The 22,035-nt window shown below is 54.3% G+C and carries 22 protein-coding genes, 1 tRNA gene and 3 pseudogenes; 12 read left to right on the top strand and 14 right to left on the bottom strand.

Going from position 1 to position 22,035, the window contains the following annotated elements; genetic code table 11:
* Positions 1 to 67: 67 nt before the first annotated feature.
* The 3 genes from H9L05_RS00985 to H9L05_RS00975 form a co-directional block, all read right to left on the bottom strand.
* The gene (locus H9L05_RS00985; RefSeq protein WP_187732658.1) at positions 68 to 562 is read right to left on the bottom strand and encodes a GNAT family N-acetyltransferase; all 495 of its coding nucleotides are present in this window, start codon (positions 560 to 562) and stop codon (positions 68 to 70) included.
* A gap of 254 nt (positions 563 to 816) precedes the next feature.
* Positions 817 to 1,056 carry a hypothetical protein gene (locus H9L05_RS00980; protein ID WP_187732657.1) on the bottom strand — a complete coding sequence of 80 codons (240 nt, stop codon included), beginning with the start codon at positions 1,054 to 1,056 and terminating at the stop codon, positions 817 to 819.
* An 82-nt stretch (positions 1,057 to 1,138) separates the two neighbouring features.
* Complete coding sequence (locus tag H9L05_RS00975) at positions 1,139 to 1,585, bottom strand: hypothetical protein (protein ID WP_187732656.1); 447 nt, start codon at positions 1,583 to 1,585, stop codon at positions 1,139 to 1,141.
* 194 nt (positions 1,586 to 1,779) lie between these two features.
* Between H9L05_RS00975 and H9L05_RS00970 the strand changes: the two genes are divergently transcribed.
* Positions 1,780 to 2,064 carry a GNAT family N-acetyltransferase gene (locus tag H9L05_RS00970; protein WP_187732655.1) on the top strand — a complete coding sequence of 95 codons (285 nt, stop codon included), beginning with the start codon at positions 1,780 to 1,782 and terminating at the stop codon, positions 2,062 to 2,064.
* A gap of 71 nt (positions 2,065 to 2,135) precedes the next feature.
* On the opposite strand, the gene H9L05_RS00965 is transcribed toward H9L05_RS00970, so the two are convergent.
* Positions 2,136 to 2,345 (bottom strand): hypothetical protein, encoded by a 210-nt coding sequence (locus tag H9L05_RS00965; RefSeq protein ID WP_187732654.1) that lies wholly within the window; start codon positions 2,343 to 2,345, stop codon positions 2,136 to 2,138.
* Between the two features lie 394 nt (positions 2,346 to 2,739).
* Complete coding sequence (locus tag H9L05_RS00960; RefSeq protein WP_223284881.1) at positions 2,740 to 3,240, bottom strand: fasciclin domain-containing protein; 501 nt, start codon at positions 3,238 to 3,240, stop codon at positions 2,740 to 2,742.
* 525 nt (positions 3,241 to 3,765) lie between these two features.
* Here H9L05_RS00960 and H9L05_RS00955 point away from each other — a divergent pair.
* Complete coding sequence (locus H9L05_RS00955; RefSeq protein WP_187732652.1) at positions 3,766 to 4,290, top strand: hypothetical protein; 525 nt, start codon at positions 3,766 to 3,768, stop codon at positions 4,288 to 4,290.
* Here H9L05_RS00955 and H9L05_RS00950 read toward each other — a convergent pair.
* Positions 4,249 to 4,653: a hypothetical protein gene (locus tag H9L05_RS00950; RefSeq protein WP_187732651.1), complete on the bottom strand. Its 405-nt coding sequence runs from the start codon at positions 4,651 to 4,653 to the stop codon at positions 4,249 to 4,251. The genes H9L05_RS00955 and H9L05_RS00950 overlap by 42 nt on opposite strands.
* 236 nt (positions 4,654 to 4,889) lie before the next feature.
* On the opposite strand from H9L05_RS00950, the pseudogene H9L05_RS26635 reads away from it, so the two are divergent.
* A pseudogene (locus H9L05_RS26635) lies at positions 4,890 to 5,443 on the top strand (NUDIX hydrolase).
* Between the two features lie 48 nt (positions 5,444 to 5,491).
* On the opposite strand, the gene H9L05_RS00940 reads toward H9L05_RS26635, so the two are convergent.
* The gene (locus H9L05_RS00940; protein WP_187732650.1) at positions 5,492 to 6,019 is read right to left on the bottom strand and encodes a phosphoribosyltransferase family protein; all 528 of its coding nucleotides are present in this window, start codon (positions 6,017 to 6,019) and stop codon (positions 5,492 to 5,494) included.
* A 301-nt stretch (positions 6,020 to 6,320) separates the two neighbouring features.
* Here H9L05_RS00940 and H9L05_RS00935 point away from each other — a divergent pair, with 301 nt between their 5' ends.
* The 4 genes and pseudogenes from H9L05_RS00935 (at position 6,321) to H9L05_RS00925 (ending at position 9,509) form a co-directional block, all read left to right on the top strand.
* Entirely contained in the window at positions 6,321 to 6,962 is a 642-nt protein-coding gene (locus H9L05_RS00935; protein WP_187732649.1) for a response regulator, read from the top strand.
* 155 nt (positions 6,963 to 7,117) lie between these two features.
* Positions 7,118 to 7,531 (top strand): annotated as a pseudogene (locus tag H9L05_RS26630) (PAS domain-containing protein); the annotation flags it as partial.
* Entirely contained in the window at positions 7,531 to 7,965 is a 435-nt protein-coding gene (locus H9L05_RS26625; RefSeq protein ID WP_394368479.1) for a PAS domain S-box protein, read from the top strand. The pseudogene H9L05_RS26630 and the gene H9L05_RS26625, both read left to right, overlap by 1 nt.
* Positions 7,899 to 9,509 (top strand): sensor histidine kinase, encoded by a 1,611-nt coding sequence (locus H9L05_RS00925; RefSeq protein ID WP_187732647.1) that lies wholly within the window; start codon positions 7,899 to 7,901, stop codon positions 9,507 to 9,509. Before H9L05_RS26625 ends, H9L05_RS00925 begins: the two co-directional genes overlap by 67 nt.
* A gap of 1,912 nt (positions 9,510 to 11,421) precedes the next feature.
* On the opposite strand, the gene H9L05_RS00920 is transcribed toward H9L05_RS00925, so the two are convergent.
* Positions 11,422 to 11,493: transfer RNA gene (locus tag H9L05_RS00920), tRNA-Arg, on the bottom strand.
* A 133-nt stretch (positions 11,494 to 11,626) separates the two neighbouring features.
* Here H9L05_RS00920 and H9L05_RS00915 point away from each other — a divergent pair.
* Positions 11,627 to 12,109, top strand: coding sequence for an Ohr family peroxiredoxin (locus tag H9L05_RS00915; RefSeq protein ID WP_187732646.1), 483 nt, complete (start codon positions 11,627 to 11,629; stop codon positions 12,107 to 12,109).
* Between the two features lie 135 nt (positions 12,110 to 12,244).
* Here the strand turns inward: H9L05_RS00915 and sucC are convergent, their stop codons facing one another.
* Positions 12,245 to 13,447 (bottom strand): ADP-forming succinate--CoA ligase subunit beta, encoded by a 1,203-nt coding sequence (gene sucC / locus H9L05_RS00910; RefSeq protein ID WP_187732645.1) that lies wholly within the window; start codon positions 13,445 to 13,447, stop codon positions 12,245 to 12,247.
* An 86-nt stretch (positions 13,448 to 13,533) separates the two neighbouring features.
* Entirely contained in the window at positions 13,534 to 14,658 is a 1,125-nt protein-coding gene (locus H9L05_RS00905; RefSeq protein WP_187732644.1) for a glycoside hydrolase family 113, read from the bottom strand.
* Positions 14,659 to 14,830: 172 nt separating this feature from the next.
* Between H9L05_RS00905 and H9L05_RS00900 the strand changes: the two are divergent.
* Both H9L05_RS00900 and H9L05_RS00895 read left to right on the top strand, forming a co-directional pair.
* Positions 14,831 to 15,483 (top strand): annotated as a pseudogene (locus H9L05_RS00900) (ABC transporter ATP-binding protein).
* A gap of 389 nt (positions 15,484 to 15,872) precedes the next feature.
* Positions 15,873 to 16,682 carry a hypothetical protein gene (locus H9L05_RS00895; protein WP_223284654.1) on the top strand — a complete coding sequence of 270 codons (810 nt, stop codon included), beginning with the start codon at positions 15,873 to 15,875 and terminating at the stop codon, positions 16,680 to 16,682.
* 138 nt (positions 16,683 to 16,820) lie between these two features.
* Here H9L05_RS00895 and H9L05_RS00890 read toward each other — a convergent pair whose 3' ends face one another.
* On the bottom strand, positions 16,821 to 18,314 hold the full coding sequence (locus tag H9L05_RS00890) for an alpha/beta hydrolase (RefSeq protein ID WP_187732643.1): 1,494 nt from the start codon (positions 18,312 to 18,314) through the stop codon (positions 16,821 to 16,823).
* A 211-nt stretch (positions 18,315 to 18,525) separates the two neighbouring features.
* Between H9L05_RS00890 and H9L05_RS22865 the strand changes: the two genes are divergently transcribed.
* The gene (locus tag H9L05_RS22865) at positions 18,526 to 18,732 is read left to right on the top strand and encodes a hypothetical protein (RefSeq protein WP_223284653.1); all 207 of its coding nucleotides are present in this window, start codon (positions 18,526 to 18,528) and stop codon (positions 18,730 to 18,732) included.
* Complete coding sequence (locus H9L05_RS00885; RefSeq protein WP_223284652.1) at positions 18,672 to 20,447, top strand: RecQ family ATP-dependent DNA helicase; 1,776 nt, start codon at positions 18,672 to 18,674, stop codon at positions 20,445 to 20,447. Before H9L05_RS22865 ends, H9L05_RS00885 begins: the two co-directional genes overlap by 61 nt.
* Before the next feature lie 62 nt (positions 20,448 to 20,509).
* Here H9L05_RS00885 and H9L05_RS00880 read toward each other — a convergent pair whose 3' ends face one another.
* From H9L05_RS00880 to H9L05_RS00870, 3 genes are all read right to left on the bottom strand, one after another.
* Positions 20,510 to 20,941, bottom strand: coding sequence for an organic hydroperoxide resistance protein (locus tag H9L05_RS00880; protein ID WP_187732642.1), 432 nt, complete (start codon positions 20,939 to 20,941; stop codon positions 20,510 to 20,512).
* Between the two features lie 34 nt (positions 20,942 to 20,975).
* Positions 20,976 to 21,425: a MarR family winged helix-turn-helix transcriptional regulator gene (locus H9L05_RS00875; protein WP_187732641.1), complete on the bottom strand. Its 450-nt coding sequence runs from the start codon at positions 21,423 to 21,425 to the stop codon at positions 20,976 to 20,978.
* Positions 21,426 to 21,652: 227 nt separating this feature from the next.
* Positions 21,653 to 21,949, bottom strand: coding sequence for a rhodanese-like domain-containing protein (locus H9L05_RS00870; RefSeq protein ID WP_187732640.1), 297 nt, complete (start codon positions 21,947 to 21,949; stop codon positions 21,653 to 21,655).
* Positions 21,950 to 22,035: the final 86 nt, after the last annotated feature.

Below are 22,035 nucleotides of genomic sequence, written 5' to 3'. Positions count from 1 at the left end.
GGCTTTTTGGATAAGCAGGCGCGTTCAGCGGCGGGGCAAGTAAGTATAAAGAAATCGGAATACAGTATTAAGCCCCCACCACCGTGCTGCGGCGCTCCAGCAGCACCGTGTCGCGCCACACGCCGGCCAGCTGACCAATGCGCTCGCGCCGACCCATCATCCGGAAGCCGTGGGTTTCGTGCAAACGAATGCTGACCGTATTCTCGGGGAAAATACTTGCCTGCAAGGTCCAGATACCGTTCCTCTCTGACTCCGCTATCAGCGCGCCCAGCAGCTGCCGGCCAACACCCTGCCCACGGGCGGCATCGGCTACATACACGCTCACCTCCGCCACGCCCCCGTACACGCACCGCCCCGACACCGGCGACAGAGCCGCCCAGCCCAGCACGTTGCCGTCGGCATCGGTAGCTACCAGACGGGAGTGCGCCAGATGTCCCGCATTCCAGGTTTCCCAGCTCGGGCTTTGGGTTTCGAACGTGGCGTTCCCGGTGGCAATTCCTTGCTTATAAATCGCTTCTACAGAAGGCCAGTGAGCGGCCGTAAGGGTAGATAGTGTTGGCATGGGCGTGAAAAGAAAGTGCGCAACCCGCGGACCCCAATGCGCTGCAACAAACGCAGCGCGTTGGGGGCAGTCGTAATCGGTGCAAGTATACCAGTACTTCGCCTTCATCAAAAGCCTCAGCTCAGTAGGCTCGTTTGTTTGGGCGGAGTGGACTACGCAGTAAGCCAGAGCTGATTTGCTAAACCATTCCCAAAGCGCATAAAAAAAGCCCCCAAAATATGCTGGGGGCTTTTGTGCAATACAGACTTTATACTCTAGCTATCGTCCTCAGCCGATGCCTGATCAGCACCGGGGTTCATGCGCTCATCCGTCATGTCGGAAGTGTCCTCGTCGGGAGTGGTGCCATCCAGCACCTGGCCGTGGGTGGCGGCGTCCAGCATGGCGGCCGAGCCGGCGCTTTCATCGGAGGCAGCATCCACGCGGGGCGCCTCGGTGGGCTGAGTGGCGGCGGGATTAATCTTTTGGTTGCTGGCTTGTTCTTCGGGTGTTTTCATGGGGGCTTGGTTTCAAAGTGAACGAAAAAGCCAGGCCTCGCACCACGCGACACCCGGCTTTTCTCGGGAAACTGGCGTCAGCTTAGCTGGAGGCCGGGCGATATTCCTCGTCCGTATCAATGTCAGCTTGCGTGGTGCGGTTGGCGGGCTCGGCGGTTTCCCAGTTGCGGGTGCCGCTGCCGTAGCGCGGATCGTCGAGCTTGGCGGCCTCGCGCCGGTCGTCCGATTCGTCGTTCATGGTAGTGCGCACGGCCTCATTGTTCAGGTTTTGAGGTGCCGCGCCGCGTTGGTCGGGGGCTGGCGTGCTCGATGCGGCGGCGCCATGGTTGGTGCCCGCAGCTACCGGACCGTTCATTTCTTCATCGGAAAGGGGAGCATGACCAAAATCGCCGTAGTTAGGCGTATCCGAATTCTGGGTTGACCGCTGACCAACGGGCTTATTGGCCAACTTGGCGCCTATTTTCTCATTTTCGGCCAACGGGCGGTTGTTGTTATCATCCGTAGCTGGCTTATCTGCTTGTGTTTTCATAGAAGAGGTGGAGTGAGGTGTGAAGATGTAGCAAGACGTTTTCTGTCAGGCAACTAGTTGGCTAGTACGCAAAAGCGGGGTTGAAGGGTCAACAAAATTCCACCCATTTGGCCCCGGCCGCGTAGGGAATAACAAGTTGCCCCGCCCGCGAGCGGTGGCCATACAGTATTTTTCCCTTTAAAATTTCCAATCACATGGCCGTTTCCGTCATTCATAATCAGGAAGATCAATCCTTCTACGCCACCGTTCATGGCTACGAAGCCGAGCTGGCTTACAGCCTGCCCGCCGCCGACACCATAGACTTCACGCATACGTTCGTGGATGAAAATCTGCGCGGGCAGGGAGTGGGCGAAGAAATGGCCCGCACAGCCCTAAACTACGCCCGCGACCAGAACTTTAAGGTGCTGACCAGCTGCCATTTTGTGGAAGCCTTCGTGAAGCGTAATCAGGCTGAATACGAAGACTTAGTATCGAAATAACGCCCACGGGCGGCGCGAATGGTATAGTTCGCGCCGCCCGTGGGCGTTATTTCAGCAATAAGAAAATCCGTTTACTGGTCGCGGTTGTTGTCTTCGAGGCGACTCGACTGCGCAATGACTGGGTTGATGACGCTGTCGCTGATGCCCGATTTACCGTCCGCAGCGGGCTCATCAAGAAGCTGGCCGTGGGTTTCGCGGTCCAGCATCGACATTTCGGTGGCAGGTTCAGCGGCCGATTTAGACTGTGGCTCCGCTGGGTTGCGGGGCTGCGGCTCCTGCATCTCAGGCAGCGTGTAAAGGTTTTCGCCGGGTCGGTGCTCATCACCGGTGCCTGGAAACGAGGCATTTGGATCAGCCGCAGTGGCCGGTTGGTTTTGGGTACTGCGACGTGGATGCTGCTCGTCGGGGTTCTGGGGGCTTTTTTCGAAGAGTCTTTCATAAGTTGGTAGTGGTTGATGGCCCTTCTGGGCACTGTTCTCTTTCTACGCAAAACGCTTACTCAACAACTGTTGCCGCCCGCAAAAATATTTTGTTCGACACAAGGCCAGCCCAAACGATCAGGCCAGAATCGCGGTACTAAAAGCCTAACCTGCCGCTGCGTACCACCAACCGAGCGGTTCATAAAAAAGCCCCCCAGACACTGCTCCGGGGGGCTTTTTATTGCTGAGCAGCAGCTTACTTTGCTGGCATCAGCACGCTGTCGATAACGTGGGTTACGCCGTTGCTCGAAATAACATCGGCGGTGGTAACGGTAGCCATGCCGCCTTTTGCGTCTTTTAGCATCACGCTGCTGCCGTTTTTCATCACTGTGAGAGTTTCGCCCTGCACGGTAGTTAAGGTCTGGCCGTTTTGCAGGTCGGCGGCGCGCACGGCGCCGGGCACCACGTGGTAAGTCAGGATAGTCGTGAGCTTGGCTTTGTTTTCGGGCATTACCAGCGTATTCACCGTGCCAGCGGGCAGCTTTTCAAAGGCGGCATTGGTGGGAGCAAATACGGTAAAGGGTCCGGCGCTTTTCAGCGTTTCCACCAAGCCAGCCGCCTTCACGGCCGCTACCAGCGTGCTGTGCTCCGACGACATCACGGCGTTATCGACGATGTCTTTGCTGGGCACCATCATCGCGCCGCCCACCATCACGCCTTCGGCGCTGCTCATGGGTAGGTCGGCGGCATTTACCATCGTTTCAGCGGCTTTGCCGGGCTTGCCTTTGGCTTTCATTTTGTCGCCGGCAGCCGTCTTGCCTTTCATTTTCATCTTTCCGTCGTCGGCCATCTTGGTCTTCGACATGTTGCCGTCTTCCTTGGTTTTAATCTTGTCGGCGTCCGACTTGGTTTTAGTAGTGGTTTGGGCCAGGGCCGGCGTGCTCATGCCTATGGTAAAGGCGAAAGCGAGGGTAGTCAACAATGACTTTTTCATTACAATTAAATTAAGAAATGGTCGGAATTGCTTTACTATACGATAACGCAGCAATATTGGATTTTAGAAGCAAGCTCAGCAGCTGATTAAAGCCGCCGCATATCCTGTAAGCTCTCGGTGCTGATAGCCGAAGAGTGCTATTAAGTAGATTTCGACGCTGTTTTAGAATCTTTTAAATCAATGGGCCAGCTACCTGACTTGAATGAAGCAACATTTGCAGCAGCCCATAAAAATTATATATTTGCCCTGGCAAGACTGTCAATCCTAGCTCAATATCAGTTAAAAGTAATGGTCGGCAGCACGCGTTACCTTGATCAGCAGAATGGCTTCCGCGAAGACCGGTTTGGACAGAAAGTAGCTGAGCTGAGAGGGCTGGTTCTCGTATCGGCCCTGCATGACCCCCGCGTAGCCACGTATGCCCGCGAGCAGGAAGAGCTGCTGTACCTAAGCTATCCGCTCCGCCAGATTCACTACCGCTTTTTCGACGAGCACCTTTACCGCATCGACTTGCTTGTCACTGGCACTGAGGCCATAGCCGGCCTACGCCAGGAATTTGTTCGGCTCTACGGCCCGCCAAGCAGTGGTCCGCTGGGGGAGGAGTGGGTAGGCCAGCAGACAACGGCGTCTATCCTCTCGTTTCGTACCCGCACCGAGAATGCCTATTTTACTTTAAGCAGCCAGCCACTGATGGCCAGCGCCACCCAGTACGTTTATCATCGGGGCCAAATGGCGAGCGAGGACAGTGGGAAAAGCCTGGGGGCAAATAGTTCGCTATTTTATCTGGAGCCACTCAGCCGCTTCCTGCACCGTTGAGAAGTAGTTGTAGCGTAGCGTTTGGGTGAGGCCCGTACCAACGGAGCGGGCTGCGAGCCGGCTTAGAGGCGCTTCGGCTTCTACCACGGCACATTTGTCGTAGCCCGCTTCTGCAATGGCCCGCGGTACCCACTGCGTCGTGAGCCACTCCTGCACTTGCGGCGGCATCGGTGGCCGCTGCCCGTGCACACTCATTAGTTGAGTAGAGCCGTAATGGCGCAGGGCGCGCAGTATATGTTCATAAATCGCCTGCAAATCGGCCACTGATACGGCCGTTGGCTGCCAGGTAACCCGTATATAGCCCGGCGCGTGATAGGTAATGGCCGCGGCGGCATTGTGGAAATATTGGGCAGAACTGTTCACCGTTGAAAGAAGCTATTTTGATGTAGGTAGTAGTAACAGCTTCGTGTTGACACGCATAATCAGCCAAGCGAATAGCAGCTACAATATTTTACAAGATACCCAGATACCAGTCACTGTTCTAATACCCAAGCCAAAACGCGTCTGCCGGATGTTGTCTGCACAGCTGTAAACGCGGGTGCTTGTTCCCGCTGCGGGGGCGTTTAGTACCTTGCCTTCTGATTTCTGCCAGACACAGCATGACCAAAAAAATAGAGCCCTGGAAGACGCTCAAATCTGAGCTGGTCTTCGATCATCCGTGGTATAAAGTTCGTCGCGACCATGTGGAGCTGCCCGACGGGCAACAGCTCGACGATTATTTTGTGAGCGTTCGGGCCAATGTGGTGCTGGTATTTGCCCTGACCGAAGACGAGCAGGTTGTATTGGTTCGCCAGTACAAGCATGGCTTCGGCCAGATACTCGTTGAGCTGCCGGGCGGCGTGATAGACGAAGGCGAAAAAGCCCCCAGGAGGCAGCCCGGCGCGAGCTGCTGGAAGAAACCGGCTACACGTCCGACGAGGTAGAGTTATTGTTGGAAGTCAGTGATAACCCCACCAAAGACACGAACACTATTTCCTTTTTTCTGGCCCGCAACGCACGCCTTGTAGCCACCCAACAGCTCGACCCGACCGAAAACATTGAAGTGCTGACAGTTCCCCTCGGGCAGGTAGAAAGTATGATTCTCAGCGGCCAGATTCGGGTGGCGGGCTCCGTAGCCTTATGCCTGCTGGCGCTGCGCAAGCTACAGCGCTAGATTTGGTAGCCGAAGTGGTGGATAGAAAACAGCCGCTACTTCAGAGCTTTACGGGTTGGCTGCGCGCATTGCTTCCGCTACCTCCGCATCGGTTACCGGGGGCAGCTTCTCATAGCATTCCTCCACCGCTTTGGCATGTGGGGGGCTTTGCAGGTATATCACGGCATCGGCCATGGTGCGCAGGCGAGCCGTAGTGGCGGGCAGCGCTGCCGGCAGTGCTAATACCAGCAGGGCGGGCTGGCGGGAGCGGGCAATACGCAGGGCCGCAGCCAGTCGCGTCTCGGCGGCCGTGCCATCGTCTACTACAATCAGCGTCTGGCCCATGCGGGCCGATGGCTTGTCTTCCACGTTGGCTGGCTCTGCCACCTCGGCGTTTTCCTCCGGTAATTCACCAATCCGATCCTCCGTTTCCGACAAGAACTCCAGCGGAAAACCCAGCAGCCGGGCCAGCACCGAGCCAATAGGTACGCCGCCCCGGTCAACGGCCATGAGCAGGGCATCGTCGCCGCGCAGGTGCCAAAGCCGGTCAGTTAAGCGAAAAGCGGCCGATAATCGATCAGATAAAATAGCGGTCATAAGTTAATTAGTATAGAATACATTGATACTATATAGTAGGATCCTATATAATTGTGGAGCAAAGAGCCGGTAGTGTGGTTTTGGACTTGTACGATTTGTAGTGCCTTATACTCTGATAAAAAATAAATGGGGGGCTTTTTTAAATTTATTTTAGCCCTTTCCAGCTTTTGAATACCTCCCCGCTCAGAATTGTTTTTTAGCTCATTTGCAATTACTTACATTCATATACAAATGCGGGGAGATGGGCCGCTTAGCTAGCTGCTCAGTAGTGCGGTTCGAAATTTTACTTAAGTGTTCTCCCATGATTCGCTTATTCTTGGTCGATGACCACTCCCTTGTTCGCGACGGCATGAAGGCCCTGCTAACGGGCGTTCCCGGCCTGCTTATCGTGGGCGATGCCAGCAATGGGCAGGAACTTCTTGATCGTCTGCCCACTACACCCGCCGATATTGTGCTCATGGACCTGCAAATGCCGGTTCTCGATGGCTTCGCCACGCTGCCTTTGCTGCGGGAGCAGTTTCCGGAAATTCGCGTGCTGGTACTCACCATGCTGGCGCACGAGCGGTACGTAGGGCAGGCGCTGGATGCTGGCGCCGCAGGCTACATTCTCAAAAGCGCGGATCAGGCTGAGATAATCGCGGCTATCCGCGCCGTCTCAAGTGGCAAGCGCTTTCTGTGCAGCGACATTGGCTTATCGCTGCTGCAAAAGGTTTTACACCCAGAAGCTTCCGCAGAAACCAAAAAAGTGGACGGCCTGTCGTATCGGGAGCTGGAGGTTCTGCGGCTCATTGCGGAAGGCCTTACGAATAACGCCATTGCGGAAAAGCTGTTTGTCAGCCGGCGCACAGTGGAAACACACCGCCAGAATATTCTGGAAAAAACCCAGGTAAAAAATACAGCCGCGTTGATCAAATATGCCGTTGAGCACGGCCTGCTGGACTAACTCCTGCTTGCTCAAGTATTGCTTGGCTTACAAATAAACCCCAAATTGAGTATCGCTTATGTGTAGAAAGCACGCTGCAGGGCAGTGGCTTACTACTTCAGCCTCATCATGCGCTGGGGGGCAAATTTGCCAATACACGAACCGTTCGGCTAGCAATGGCCTCATGCATGCTGCAGCCAGCTGATTTGATCATGAGTAGATCCTTTCCTTCTCCCATAGCCTCGGAAATCAGTGCGCTGCGTCAGCAGGCACTCCAGCACCTGACCGCCACTGACGTGCCCCACCTGACTGCGGAGCCGCCCGCCGAGCTGCTCTATCAAACCATGCTGGCCTTGCAGCAGCAGGAACTGCACCGCGCTCAAAAGCAGATAAAAGCTCTGCAACAAGCTGCGGCCCACACCACGGCCGCGGCCGACCCCACCGCCGACAAGTTTCACCGGCTGTTTGAGTACAGCAGCGATGCCGTATTTCTGCTGGTGGATAACCACTTCGTCGACTGCAATGCGGCATTGCTGGCGCTGGTTGGGGAAACTGATAAGCAACAGCTTCTGGGCCGCCATGTTGCTGAATTTGCCCCCAGAAGCAACCTGACGGTCATTCCAGCCGCGAGCGCGCCGACGACTACTGCCGCCTGGCTGCGGCGCAGGGACGCTACCGCTACGAGTGGCTGGGGCAGCGCAGCACGGGTGAAGAGTTTTGGGGAGAAATCCTGCTTACGCCAGTCCAGATGGACACGCACACGCTCCTGCATGCTGTTTGGCGCGATATCACCCCACTCAAAATGGCCGAGCAGCGCCGCCGTGAGAGCGAGGAAGACAAGCAGCGGGCGTTGGATGCTGCCGGTGTAGGCACCGTAATGTACACCTTAGGGAGCAAAGAGGTGGTACTTGATGAGCGCGCCCGTACTCTACTCGGTTTGCCCCCGGATCAGGCCCGTTGCCGCACACCGAAGTTGTCAGGCAAGTGCACCCCGAAGATTTGGACCAAGCCGGCGAGGTTCTGACGAAGTCGCAACAAACTAGTCAATCCGTAGTGCTGGAGTTTCGAGTGATGTGCGCCGACAATGCGGTTCGCTATGTCAGGTTTCGGGGCGAAATAGAAAAAAGAGAGGGTCAACCGGATCGGCTGTTGGGAGTAATGCGTGATATCAGTGCCCATCGCCAGGCCCAACAGGAGCTAAGTTACAAAAATCGCCTTCTGGAACACATAGTGCATGATATGCCGGTGGTGTTGACCAAACTCGACCATACGGGAGTATTTCTGGAACTCATAGGTTTAGGTTTGCGCCCCTTGGGGATCCAGGATAATGAGTTGCAGGGAGCTAGCATTTTTGATGGGTTTCCTGATGAGGCCGAGCACATGCGCCGCCTCTTAGCCGGCCATTCTATTAGTACGATAAGCCATGTTGTTTGGGAAGGCAAAGAAGTGTATTACCAGAACTTTGGCTATTTCGATAAGGCAAAGCAGGAAGCTGTCATCTTCTCCCTTGATATCACTGAGTCGGAGCAGAGGAAGAAAAAACTACATGCCGAGAAGGCTTTTAGCAAGCAGGTAATTGACCACAGCCTTGACTGTCTGGTATCGCTAGATCTCAACCTATGCGTGACTGCATGGAATCAGAACGCCGTCCAGTATACCTCTGTGCCGGAAGAGCAGGCGTTGGGTCGGTCGTTTTTCGAGGTGCTTCCTCATCTCCTCGAAACGCCCGAGATAAGGAACGTGCTGGAGCAGGTCCTTAAGGGGAAGCCCATTACATTATTTAATCACACCTTAAGGCTCCGACCCGGTAGCTACGACATATATTATGTGCCCCTGAAAAACACTGACAGGAGCGAAGTGACCGGTATCCTGATTACCATTCGTGACATAACCGAGCGCAACCGCATGCTTGCCGATGCTGTTCAGCTTCAGCGTCAGCACCAGCAAACCATCGTGCGGGCTGTATTTGCCGCCCAGGAGGCGGAGCGCAAGCGTATCGCTGAGGCACTACACAATGGAGTCGGCCAACTGCTCTACGTGACCAAGCTTAATCTTGAGAATGGAGGGCCGTGCCCCCCCGATCCGGCTGTGTTGCAAGTGCTCAACGAAGCAATTCAGGCCACGCGCAATGTTTCGCACCAACTGACGCCCGGTATCCTAGAAGACTTTGGCTTAGAGGTGGCGCTACAAGAGCTGGTTAAGCATATTCCGCAGAGCAAGCTGAAAGTTTACCTGCATCTGACTGGTCTGGATCAGCCCCGCCCGTTACTCCTGGAGCTGTCCGTGTACCGCATTGTTCAGGAGCTGCTGAGCAACGCAATCAAGCATGCTAATGCCCACCAAGTACACATCCAGGTGGAGCACGAGGATGATCAGATTGTTCTTAGTGTGCAGGATGATGGCCAAGGAATGCCTGAATCTCCATTAGTCGTTTCCGACCCAGGTATGGGCATTATCAGTATTCGCAACCGTGCTGAGCTACTTGGGGGGCGTTTTTCGCTCGACTCCCATCCCGATCGGGGAACTACAGTACGCGTGGCTCTTCCTATTCCTGCCAAAAGTGAGTAGTGATGCTCACCAATCGGACACGTATAGTGCTTCCAGCGAATAATCAGGTCTATCTGAGGGACTGGAATGGATGCGACGCTGAAACTCCACTTCCGGTGCTATCTGCCTTTTCCTTTGGTCTCCTCTAAATTGTTCATCCCCGTTACTACGGGGGCAGCCTTTTAGGCTATATGTAGGGCACGAATTTGCGCCCGATTGGATAACTCGCTATAGAAGGCACACGCCACTCTAGCTACAAGTCTTTGGCCGGATCATGACTTCCCAAATACCGACTTATTTTATAAACGCAATCTGCTTATGCTCAGGCATAAGGATTGGAAACTCTATCTTATTACTGACAGCATATCCCAAACCATTGCTTATAAAAGGCACAGTATTCCCTTGCGCTCTTGTTGAGGAGCTGCAGGTTTATCCTTACTGCTTAAAAGCAAAAAAATAATTGCACTCATAATAGCAGAGAAAGGAATAGCAGTACCTAACCATTCTCTATTCTCAATTAACCACTCCGTCATATATTCCGGTAAAAATCACAAATGTTATAAATATAGGCCAAGTTAAGAAAGTTATAATTCAATACCAATAATTATTGCATTTGCTTTATTATATATATGATAACACACTGTTTAAGCCCTACTGGGCTTCCAAGAGCTATGCAAGCACAGGCTATACAAATACCTGACTGATAAGCATATAAGTTATAACCTGTGCTACTGAAATTATGTGTAATACAGTTCGAATATTTCCTCGTTTGTAATAACAGTCACACTATTACTGGCTCAATTACTTGTGGCGATAATGGCGTTAGTAGCATCTAGTTAGTGTTCTGGGGTATGAGAGGAAGTATTGTCTAAATCGAAATCCGGTCGATTACTCCCAATTGTACTGATGCTAGTCTCCCTACGATTCTTCAATACAATAGCTTGCCACCTGTTCAGTATAGTATTCACTCCTAAAATGGAAATCAGTATTCCGGTTAAGGCCAGCAACCAAGTTTGGTGCGCAATTATCCACGTAGCCATAATAGTATAGTTACAAATGAGAAGTGGCTCTCATAAGGCTAATATACATTTATAATCTATAGTAAATAATTTAATATCAGACTTTTATAGATGAATAGTAAGCCATTGTGGCATCATAGGATTACTTAAACGTTTACGGAAAATGCTATTAAGTAATTGGCTTTTGAACAAACGCGTAACTAATCCTTGCCATCTTTTTCGGTAATGATTTTATTGTCGGGTGACTCTGAGCAAGAGCGCTTAACAGCAGAAGCATGTTGCCACTGTTGCGGAGAGGCTTAGCCTGAGAACGCAGACGGAGTATAAGTAGATAGGAAAGCCGGAAGAGGGAGCCGAACACAAAAGCAGCAAGCAGAGTTAACTACCTACTGTCTGCTCCGTAAGTCCGGGAGCAATCAATTGGAACCTTTGCCTGCCTTTATCTGAGTGATTAACAAGTCGCCATTTGGGCGGAAAATATACTTCACTTTACGCGCTGTCTCATTATCCGTCACAACCCAATGCTGACTAGCTAGCACAGCTTTATGCTTGGATTTATTGCTGAGCGGTTGAGAATCTGAGGTGGTATTAAGTAGATGTACTTCCATAAAGTTATAAAGATGAGTTAGCTGCGCAAGAGGGTATTTGCAGAGTTAGTAAAGGAGTGAACGGAATTCAAAAATGATACCCTTTCCTACCTTATAATCTCATGATAGAGATTATTTCGAACGAGTAATATAGCTAAATGCTTCTCGATTTACTATTCGCCGCTATATCCTAAGCTGTGCTCCACAGGGCGCTCTATACTAGACAGAGAATAGCGAAGCAAATCTAGGTTTCTCATCAAAAAGACTTCATGTGAAAAACAAAAAGGCCCTTTACGTAATGCAAAGGGCCTTTTAGAATATTATAAGTGGTCACGCTAGGAATCGAACCTAGATCAAGAGCTTCGGAAACTCTCATACTATCCGTTGTACGACGTGACCGGAAGGTGGGCAAAAGTAGAGAGAAAAATACGCCTAGCCAAACGTGGGGGCATTTAGCGCAGTTCAGTGGGGCCGTATAACCTTAGAGCGCGAAAATGAGTTAACTCTAGCACACAATCCGAACTCATACCTTATGTCTACTAACGAGAAAAAAACGCTTTACACGGCCGATGCTGCGGCTGTTGGTGGCCGCAGTGGCCACGTACGCTCCGCCACGGGCATCATTGATCTGGATATGTCTGTGCCGGAGGGACTGGGGGGCAAAAAAGGCGCTACCAACCCTGAGGAGCTATTTGCCGCCGGCTATTCTTCCTGTTTTCAGCAGGCGCTGCTAGTAATAGCCCAGCGTGCCGGCGACCGCCTCGATCCACAGAGTGAAGTTAAATGCTCCGTAACCCTGTTTCAGGAAGGCGAGGCGTATGGCTTGAGCGCTATTCTTGATGTCGATTTGAAAAAATTCGACGAGCAAAAGACCATTGAGATGGTACGTCAGGCGCATAGAATCTGTCCTTATTCAGTAGGCACCCGCGGCAATATGGAAGTAGAGCTGCGAGTGATGGGCAAAGCTATTCCGGTAGAAGCTAGCGAAAATGCTGGTGTAGCCCAACACGGCTAAGTAGAGAGTGAAAACCAACAAGCTTCAACGCAACTGAAAATACGAGCGCAACAGCTTGGTTTTCCCATCTATTAAATACACATAAAAAAGCCCCCAGAAAGAATCTGGGGGCTTTTTGCTGAATTTGCAGTGGCACTATGCGTTCTGGGATGCCAGTACTTCTTTTACTTTTTGAGCAGCATCCTTCAGCAATACGGCCGAGAATACCTTCAGGCCCGACTCGTCGATGATGCGGGCGCCTTCCTCGGCGTTGGTGCCTTGCAGGCGCACGATGATGGGCACCTTAATGTCGCCGATGTTCTTGTAAGCTTCCACTACACCATTCGCAACCCGGTCGCAGCGCACGATTCCGCCGAAGATGTTGATGAGGATGGCCTTCACGTTCGGGTCCTTCAGGATGATGCGGAAGCCAGCTTCTACGGTCTGGGCGTTGGCCCCACCCCCTACGTCGAGGAAGTTGGCCGGCTCGCCGCCGCTGAGCTTGATGATGTCCATGGTAGCCATGGCCAGGCCGGCGCCGTTCACCATGCAGCCTACGTTGCCGTCGAGCTTCACATAGTTCAGGTTCGACTCGGAGGCTTCTACTTCCAGCGGGTCTTCCTCGTTGGTGTCGCGCAGGGCGGCGAAGTCTTTGTGGCGGTAGAGGGCGTTTTCGTCGAGGGTTACTTTGGCGTCAACGGCCAAAATCTTGTTGTCCGAGGTCTTCAACACGGGGTTGATTTCGAACATGGCCGAGTCGGTTTCGTCGTAGGCTTTGTAAAGCGCCGTTACGAACTTCACCATCTCCTTTTGCGCGTCGCCGGTGAGGCCGAGGTTGAAGGCGATTTTGCGGGCCTGGAAGCCCTGCAAGCCTACGCGGGGGTCAATGTGCTCGCGGTGAATCTTCTCGGGGTGCTGCTCGGCCACCTCCTCGATGTCCATGCCGCCCTCGGTGGTATAGATAATCACGTTCTGGCCCGTTGAGCGATCCAGCAATACGCTCATGTAGTATTCTTTGGGCTCTGAGTCGCCGGGGTAGTACACGTCTTGGGCAATAAGCACCTTATGCACTTTGCGACCTTCGGCACCCGTTTGCTTCGTAACCAGCTGCATGCCAATGATCTGGCCGGCTATGTCCTTCACTTGCTCCAGGTTCTTGGCCAGCTTTACGCCGCCTCCTTTGCCCCGCCCACCGGCGTGAATCTGCGCTTTGATAACGTACCAGCTGGTGCCGGTTTCTTCAGTCAGGCGCTTGGCGGCGGCTACGGCTTCCTCGGGCGTATCGGCCACGACGCCTTCTTGAATGCGTACGCCGTAGCTTTTGAGAATTTCTTTACCCTGATACTCGTGAATGTTCATAGAGGTCAGTTCAATGGGATGATGGGGTGGTGTTCAGTGCACGAAAGTAGGCAAAAATGCGACGCGGGTTGCTACTTATCCCCAAGCTACTTGCCAAACCACTGGGCCATTACCTGCGCAGCTTGCTTATGCTGGGGCGTAAAGTCGGCGTGACGCCGGGCGGGGCCGTCGGCGGCTAGTTTCGGATACCATTTCCAGACAAAAAGCCCCCCAAACCACCTTTTGGGCCAAAATGTCTCGAACATAGCGGCGTAGCAGGCGGCTTGCGTGCCTTCATCGAGTTGCAGGAAAGCCGCGGTGCGATCCGGCCACACCCACGGCTCAACGGCTGCATCCGGGGTGCATTTATAGCCCATTTCGGTGAAAACTACGGGCTTGCTGAAGCGTTTCTGCACCCGCTCGATGGCCTTCAGGTGGGGCTGCCAGCCGGCCAGTAGCTCGGCTTTGGTAGGCTTGCTGTTTTTGGTGAGCGGAAAATAAGCCTGAATGCCAATGTAGTCCAGCGCGTCCCAGAAGCGAATATGCTCATACTCGCCGCTCCAGTTGGCGGCATAGGTGAGCGGGCCGTGGTACACCTGGCGAATTTGCTTTATCAGGGTGCGCCACTCGGCTTCGTGAGCGGCAGTAGTCGTTTGCTCTAGCTCGGTTCCGATGCACAGGCCGTCGAGCTTCTGATGCTCGGCTAGCTCCGCGTAGTGCAGTATAAAGGTCGTGTAGCTTTGAAACCAGGCTTTCCAGTCGGCCTCGGAGGTCATACGGATGTCGCCGGGCCAGGTGCCGTCGCCGCGCACCCAAAGGTGAGGTTTGAGCAAGATATATTGGCCGCGCTTACGGGCTAGTTGGGCTGTTTGAATCAGGCCAGCGTCGCTTTCGCCCCAGTACACGCGGCCGCGGCCCGTATTCATGCCAATGGTGGGGGAGGTGGCACCGCGCTGCCAGCCAAAGGGCGTCTGGGCTATCCAGGTAACATTATGCCGGGTCAGCGGCGCCAGCTCAATATCGGTAATGGAGTCGCTGCCAACCCAGCTTACGCCGCGCATCCGGTTAGCCAGGTTGGCCGAGATGCTAAACCGCGCCGTAGCAGCCGTGATTGGGTACGAGGGAGCCGTGCGTGGCCACCACCAGCCAGCCGCCAGCACAGTCACCAGACCCAGAATGGTTAGCAATGGAACAACAGCCCACCAGCGGCGGAACAGCAGGGAATTTGGCATAAACAGATTATCAACCAATTATAAGCCGCTTGAAGCTAAAACGAAAGCAGCAGAACTGGAATTTGCCCCCCAGCGCTGCCTCACTCGCTAAGGAATTGAATCTGACGCCATAATCTGCGATTGATCCGTAGCTTTGTTCGTTCCCAACTGCTCACCCCAATTCGCTGATCGTTTGCTGCAGGCCATCAATATTCGCAAAAGCTACAACACGCTGGAAGTGCTCAAGGGCATCGACCTGACGATTGAGAAGTCGGAAATCGTGTCCATCGTTGGTTCGTCGGGGCGGGCAAAAGTACCTTGCTGCACATTCTGGGCACCTTGGATAATCCGGATACGGGCGAGGTATTGTTTGATGGACAGTCGGTTAGCTCCTTAGGGCGCTCCGATCTGGCGCGGTTTCGCAACCGCCATATCGGCTTTATCTTCCAGTTTCATAACCTGCTGCCCGAGTTCACGGCCTTGGAAAATGTGTGCTTGCCAGCGTATCTGGCGGGTCGCTCCGAAAAGGAAGTGCGCGTGCGGGCCCGCGAATTGCTCGGTATGCTGAATCTGGAGCGCCGCGCCGACCACAAGCCTTCCGAAATGTCGGGTGGGGAGCAGCAGCGTACGGCGGTGGCGCGGGCGCTGATCAACTCGCCCGAAATCATCTTCGCCGACGAGCCCAGCGGCAACCTCGATTCGCAGAACGCCCAGGAACTGCACCAGATTTTCTTTCTGCTGCGCAAAGAGCTAGGCCAGACCTTCGTCATTGTAACGCACAATGACCAGCTCGCCGAAATGGCCGACCGGACTATTACTATGAAAGACGGCTACATCACGGAGTAGAGTTTCGTTACTAAATAGTTATCTCTAGCCGGTCATGCAGCGCGCAGCGAAGCATCTCGCCTGCTGATATAAGATTAGTAATCCTACGTCAGCACGCGAGATGCTTCGCTGCACGCTGCATGACCGCCTCTTAAGCAGCATAAAAATGCCCCCCAGATGGTTTCTGGGGGCATTTTTATGCTGTTAAATTGAAACCAGGCCACTTCACAAAAGCGTTGCTAGTGAGCTAAGAAGTACCTGTTTTTTAGTTTTCTAAAAATTTTAGGAATTTAATTCATAACTTACTGATAATCAGAGATAAAAATTACATATAAAAAGCGCGCTTTTTGCACCATTCGCACGTATCTTTAGTTATATACCCAAATAACAAAACGTACTACAGGACACTTATGGAAACCGCCATGAACGAAGTAACCAAACCCGTTAAAGAACAAGCTCGCAAGAGCAAGATTGAGAGCTACGATATTTCGCGCTCCGATGAGACGTTGCACTTGGCTACTGATCTGGCGAAGTTCATTAAAGACAACAAGCTCACGACGACAGTGCAGGGCAAAGAGTTTGTGAACGTGGAAGGCTGGCAGTACGCTGGCTCGCGCTTGGGCATCGTGCCCATCGTTGACCACGTCATCAATGTCAGCACCGAGACGGAGTTGAAATATCAAGCTAAAGTAACTTTGTTCGACCTGCGTTCGGGTCATACAGTAGGCGCTGGCTTTGCTGTATGCTCGAATAAAGAGTCGGGTAAGAAGTTCTACCAGGAGTTTGCCATCATGAGCATGGCGCAGACGCGTGCTATTGGCAAGGCATACCGCAATATCCTCGCTTGGATCATTCGCGCTGCCGGCTACGAGCCTACGCCTGCTGAGGAGATGGAGTATGGTGGCAACCAGCCCGAGGCTAAGCCCGCGCTGACCGTAGCCCCTGCTGCTGCTCCCGCCACTGTAGCTGCTGAGGCTACGCCCATGAAGGCCATACCTGCTGAGCCTGTTGAGGCTCCGGCCCCTGCCATTGCGTATGCTACGGCTGCGCAGAAGGAGGAGATTATCCGTCTGCTCAACCACCCGGTGATTACGCGCCAGGAGAAGACCAAGATGTTGCTTAACATCAACCGTCTGGACGAGGAGCGTGCTACCCAGGCTGTGGCTAAGCTGCGCAAGGCCATCGAAGACCGTGAGAACGGCGAGTCGGCTGCTGCTTAAGGTTCAACTCATTACATATACAGAAAGCCCGGTTCCGTTTGGAGCCGGGCTTTTTTGCGTTGGTTGGTGGCTTACTGTTGCGGCTAATAAAGACCCAACACGGACGACATTAGCAGTTACTGCTGGCGTCGGCCTGCTTCAATAGCCCAACGATTGCAAGTAGGAATTGCGGCGTTCGTAAACCTGCTTGCCAAAACGCGGATCAAACCAGATGAAATGCCCGGCGTTGGGCAAGGTCTCCAACTCGACGCGGTTGCCGGCCGCAGTTGCGGCTTGGTAGAAAGCCTCGGCGGTGGCAAAAGGCACGTTGCCGTCTTGGGTGCCGTGCAGCAGAAGCATGGGGGGCATACCCGGGCCGACTAGGTGCAGAGGAGAAATGCTGCGGACCTGAGCTTTGTCCGGCAGGTCTTTACTGATCCAAGCATTGCCGGAGGTGGTAAGGTCGTACACGCCGGCGTTGGCTACTACCGCGTTGGGTCGAGGGCTCCAACGCACGTCATCCGTGGGCTCGTCGCAGCCGGTAGCCAGGGCCGTAGCCACCGCCAGGTGCCCGCCGGCTGAGTTGCCCGTGGCCACGATGCGCGCCGTGTCTAGGCCCAACTCGGCAGCGTGCTGTCGTAGCCAGCGCATGGCTGAGCGGGCGTCGCGTACGGCGGCAAAGGGCAGGGTGTTGTGCCGATCCACCGTGCGGTATTCTACGGCGCAGGCCACCCAGCCGCGTTTGGCAAAATCTTCGCAGGTTCCAAAAAACCAGTCCGGCTTGCCTTCCGACCAGCTGCCACCGTGAAAGAACACGATGGCCGGTCGCGGCTGCCCAGTACCGCTCGGTACTGCTCCAAAGAGGTGCAGATCCAGCGTCTGCGCCCCTACGGTTTTGTAGGTGCGCACCAGGTGATTGCGCCGGCCGGCTAGCTCCTGCTCGTATAACCGGTTGATCTTACCGCGATAAGCTGTGTCTTGACAGCTGGCATTGAAGCGACTGACCAGGTCAGCCGTGTTTTTTACGCCGTGGTTGTCGAGGTGCTCATACAGATAATGCTGCTGCCAAAATTCCCGACACTGTTGGTTGCGGATGAGCCGCGGCAGTAGCTTCCAGGTGGCCTGCAGCCACTTGTTATCGTGGCGGGCGTAGGCGGGCTTGCGCAACTCCTGCCGCACTTGCAGCCGCAGGTAGGATCTGAAATACTCCTTAAAATCATTGTTGGTAAGCAGCGCCGGCTGGTCAAAGTCGGCTAGGTTGCGGCGCAGGCGCCGGGTTATGGCCGCCGGCAAAGGCGCCGTCTGGCCTGTGTAGGTATGGTGAGCATCGGGGTAGTCGAGCAACAGGCGGTCGAAGTAGAAGCGGGTTTCTGTGCGCTGTTCCTCTACAAACCGGACTTCCAGTTGCGGAGCATGTCGGTCGAGCAAGGCATCAAACACCCGCCGGGCTGAATCCATCTTGGCTACGAAAGCCGCCGGCGCTAAGGTATACAGCTGGCTATACCGGGGGTAGAAGTACGCCCCGAAAGTCTTACCCGTACTTTTCTGCTCGGCCAGATATTGTTGCTTAGGTTCGGCTGCTTCCGCCGCAGATTGGGCCTGCGCCCCGCCCGTCATCAAACCCAACCCAAGAACGACCATCAATTTGCTCATGACCAATACGACTTGCTGAGTGTCAAAATATTTTCGATGGCTAATATACATGGCTCCGGCTCCTATAATAGAGACTTTTTTGTGTCAACCTAAAGACGGGAGTTTGAGCATTGTGACTGTTATGGAAGCAGTAATGCTTACGCTTCTTTAGCTAAACACGAGTTGCGGTTTGAGTTGGGGCTAGCCCGGCCAGCCTTACCTTTGCCCTACCATGCCTCTCCCCACCGACGACATCCTGCACTTGCTGCGCCAGCACTGGGGCCACACGGCGTTTCGGCCGTTGCAGGAGGATATTATTCGGTCGGTGCTGGCGGGACAGGATACGTTAGCCTTGTTGCCGACTGGGGGGGCAAAAGCGTGTGCTTTCAGGTGCCGGCGCTGGCGCGGGAGGGCATTTGCGTGGTGGTGTCGCCGCTGATTGCGCTGATGAAAGATCAGGTAGAGCAGCTGCGGGCGCGGGGCATAAAGGCGGAAGCGGTGTACGCGGGCATGAGCCACCAGGAAATCGACCAGACGCTGGATAACTGCGTGTACGGACCGGTGAAGTTTCTGTACGTGTCGCCGGAGCGGCTGCTGACGGAGATGTTTCGGGTGCGGGTGGCCAAGATGAAGGTGAACCTGCTGGCCGTGGATGAGGCGCACTGCCTCTCGCAGTGGGGCTACGATTTCCGGCCGCCTTATCTCCAGATTGCCGAGTTGCGCGAGTTGCTGCCCAAGGTGCCGGTCATTGCCCTTACGGCTACGGCAACTAAGCCCGTAAAAGCGGACATTATCGAAAGGCTGCGGTTTGGGCCTAATCACCAGGTTTTTCAGCAAAGCTTCGCCCGGCCTAACCTGTCATATTCTGTCCTGCAAACCGAGGATAAGCTGCGCCGCTTACAGGAAGTATTGCGCGGTGTAGGTCCCGACAAAACGGCCATCGTGTACGGGCGCACGCGCCGGCAGGTGGAAGATGCGGCGGCATTTCTGCAGCACCACAAAGTGTCGGCGGCGGCTTACCACGCGGGTTTGCCCAGCGAGCAGCGCCACCGCACCCAGCAGGACTGGATGCAGAACAAAACCCGCGTCATAGTAGCCACCAACGCCTTCGGCATGGGCATCGACAAGCCTGATGTGCGCCTCGTCGTGCACCTCGACGCGCCCGATACGCTGGAAGCTTACTACCAGGAAGCCGGGCGCGCCGGGCGCGACGAGAAATACGCCTTTGCCGTGCTGCTGGCTGGTCCCAATGAGGCGGCCGAGCAGCGCCGCCGTGCCGAACTGGCTCACCCGCCTCTGGATACTGTGCGCCGCGTATATCAGGCCCTGGCCAACTTCTCGCGCACGGCTGTGGGGGGTGGGGAGCTGGTGGCGTTTGACTTCGACATTCAGCAGTTTGCTGAAACCTACCGCATCAAAGCCCTCGACGCGCATAATGCCTTGAAGGCGCTAGCGCGGCAAGGTTTGGTGCAGATAAACGAAGCGGTGAACAACCCGGCACGCGTGTACATCCCCATTGACCACAACGACTTGTACCGGTTTCAGGTGGCCAACGCGACTCACGACAAGCTGATTAAGTCTTTGCTGCGCATGAACGGGGGCGAAATCTTTGCGGGCTTTCAGAAAATATCGGAGAACAGCTTAGCTCAGCACCTGCGCCTGAGCGTGGTGGAGGTGCGCAAACTGCTGCTGTTTCTGCATCGCTCGGGCATATTGCAGTACCAGCCCCAGCATAATGCCCCCCAGGCCCTGTTTACCACCCCGCGACACGATGTAGACAAGCTCCCGCTGAATCAGCCGGCCCTGCGGGCGGCCCGCGAATTGGCCCAGCACCAGACGGAAGCCGTCATTCAGTACAGCATTGGGGGCCGGTGCCGGCAGCAGTTATTGCTGGAATATTTTGGCGAGATGGACGCCCCTGCTTGTCGGGTCTGCGACTTTTGCCTGGCCAAAAAGAAGGCTCAGCAACCGTCTGCCCCCAGTCCTGCTTTGCGCACGCAGCTCGTGGAATTGCTGCAAAAAGCCCCCCAGACCCCGCGCGAGCTACTCACCCGATTTGCCCCCCAGCAAGCTGAAACCGTTACCCAACTGCTGCGCGAGCTGGTGGATACACGCGTGCTCCAGTATGAACCGAATGGAAAACTGCGGGCATAACATCAGCACATAAAAAGAGGGCGCAGCCAATTGGCTGCGCCCTCTTTTTATGTAACAATCGCTTAGGCGTGCGTGGTCGTCGTTAGGTTTACTTCAATATTGCCGCGAGTAGCACGGGAGTAAGGGCAGATCTGATGCGCTTTGGCCACCAGGTCTTCGGCGTGCGCTAGCTCTAAGCCGGGAATATTGACGTGCAGATCTACGGCAATGTCGTATTTGTCGCCTACGTGGCCCAGACTGACATCGGCGGCTACGGAGCTGCCCGCAATAGTCTGCTTCTCAAAACGAGCTACGAGGTTGAGAGCGCTATCAAAGCAGGCTGCGTAGCCAGCGGCGAATAGCTGCTCAGGGTTGGTGGCGCCTTCCTTACCCGGACCGCCCATTTCTTTAGGCGTGGTTAGGGCAAGGTCAATGACATTATCGGACGAAATAGCGCGGCCGTCACGACCGCCGGTTGCTCTGGCTTTGGCGGTATACAGTTTTTGGTAACTCATGAGTGTATTAGAAATGGAAAATGCTCACTTCGTATTAAGTGAGATCAGAAATAAGCTGTTGAAGCTGAGTACGTAAAGATTCTGCCGCACTTGGCGAAAGGTGGAGCTTGTGCAACATCTGCTGCGGCACTTCACAGGCTTTAGCGCGCAGCTCCTGACCAGCAGGCAGCAGCGCGACGCGCACCGACCGCTCATCGTGCGCGTCGCGGGTACGGCTGAGCAGATGGCGTTGCTCCATGCGCTTGAGTAAGGGAGTAAGAGTGCCGGAATCGAGCAAGAGTTTCTCGCCCAATGCTTTAACCGTCAACTCCCTATGTTCCCACAGCGCGAGCAGCACAAGGTACTGTGGATACGTGAGGTCAAGAGCCTGGAGGTAAGGCTGGTAGGCCTTGGTCACTAAGCGGGAAAGCGCATACAGCGGAAAGCACAACTGGTTGTCCAGCTTCAGCAAAGATTCGGATGATGCGCTGGCCTCCTTGGTCATGGATTAGGAATGAATTTGCAACCTATACGCGTACAATTAAATTGTGTACAACCAAATATGCTAAATTGCTTTAACTATTTGATAGTGAGCAGGAAATATTTTGATCTTACTTAAAAAGATGAAATACATCAACGGCAAAAAGCCCCCAGCCGACAGTAAGCGGCTGGGGGCTTTTTGCCGTTGATACGTATGGCTAACAGCAAACTCAACAGCGAGTATTTGGCTTCTTATTGCTGATAAGCGGTAATGCCCCCAATCAGGTTGCGCACATTGCGAAAGCCATTTTGGGCTAAGAAAGCTTTCGCTGAGTTGGATCGGCTGCCGCCCTTGCAGTGCACAATGACTTCACCTTCTTTAAAGTCTTCCAGCTCATCCACGCGCTGAGGCAAAGAGCCCAGTGGAATGTGCTGGCTGCCTTCAATACGCGATTCTTCGTATTCCCAGCCTTCACGTACGTCCAGAATGACCAGCTTTTCACCAGCGGCCTGCCGCTTTTTCAACTCTTCAGAAGTAATATCGCTCATAGTATTGGGGACTGTTTGTGGAGGAGTGGCGTCGGTTTCGGAGCGTAGTTTAGGAAGAAAATTTAACTCATCCATTGCGCAACCTT

This window comes from Hymenobacter qilianensis, from assembly GCF_014489555.1.
In the GTDB taxonomy this organism is placed as follows: domain Bacteria; phylum Bacteroidota; class Bacteroidia; order Cytophagales; family Hymenobacteraceae; genus Hymenobacter; species Hymenobacter qilianensis.
Note: the sequence above shows the minus strand (reverse complement) of the source record. Positions and strands in the feature narration are given on the sequence as shown.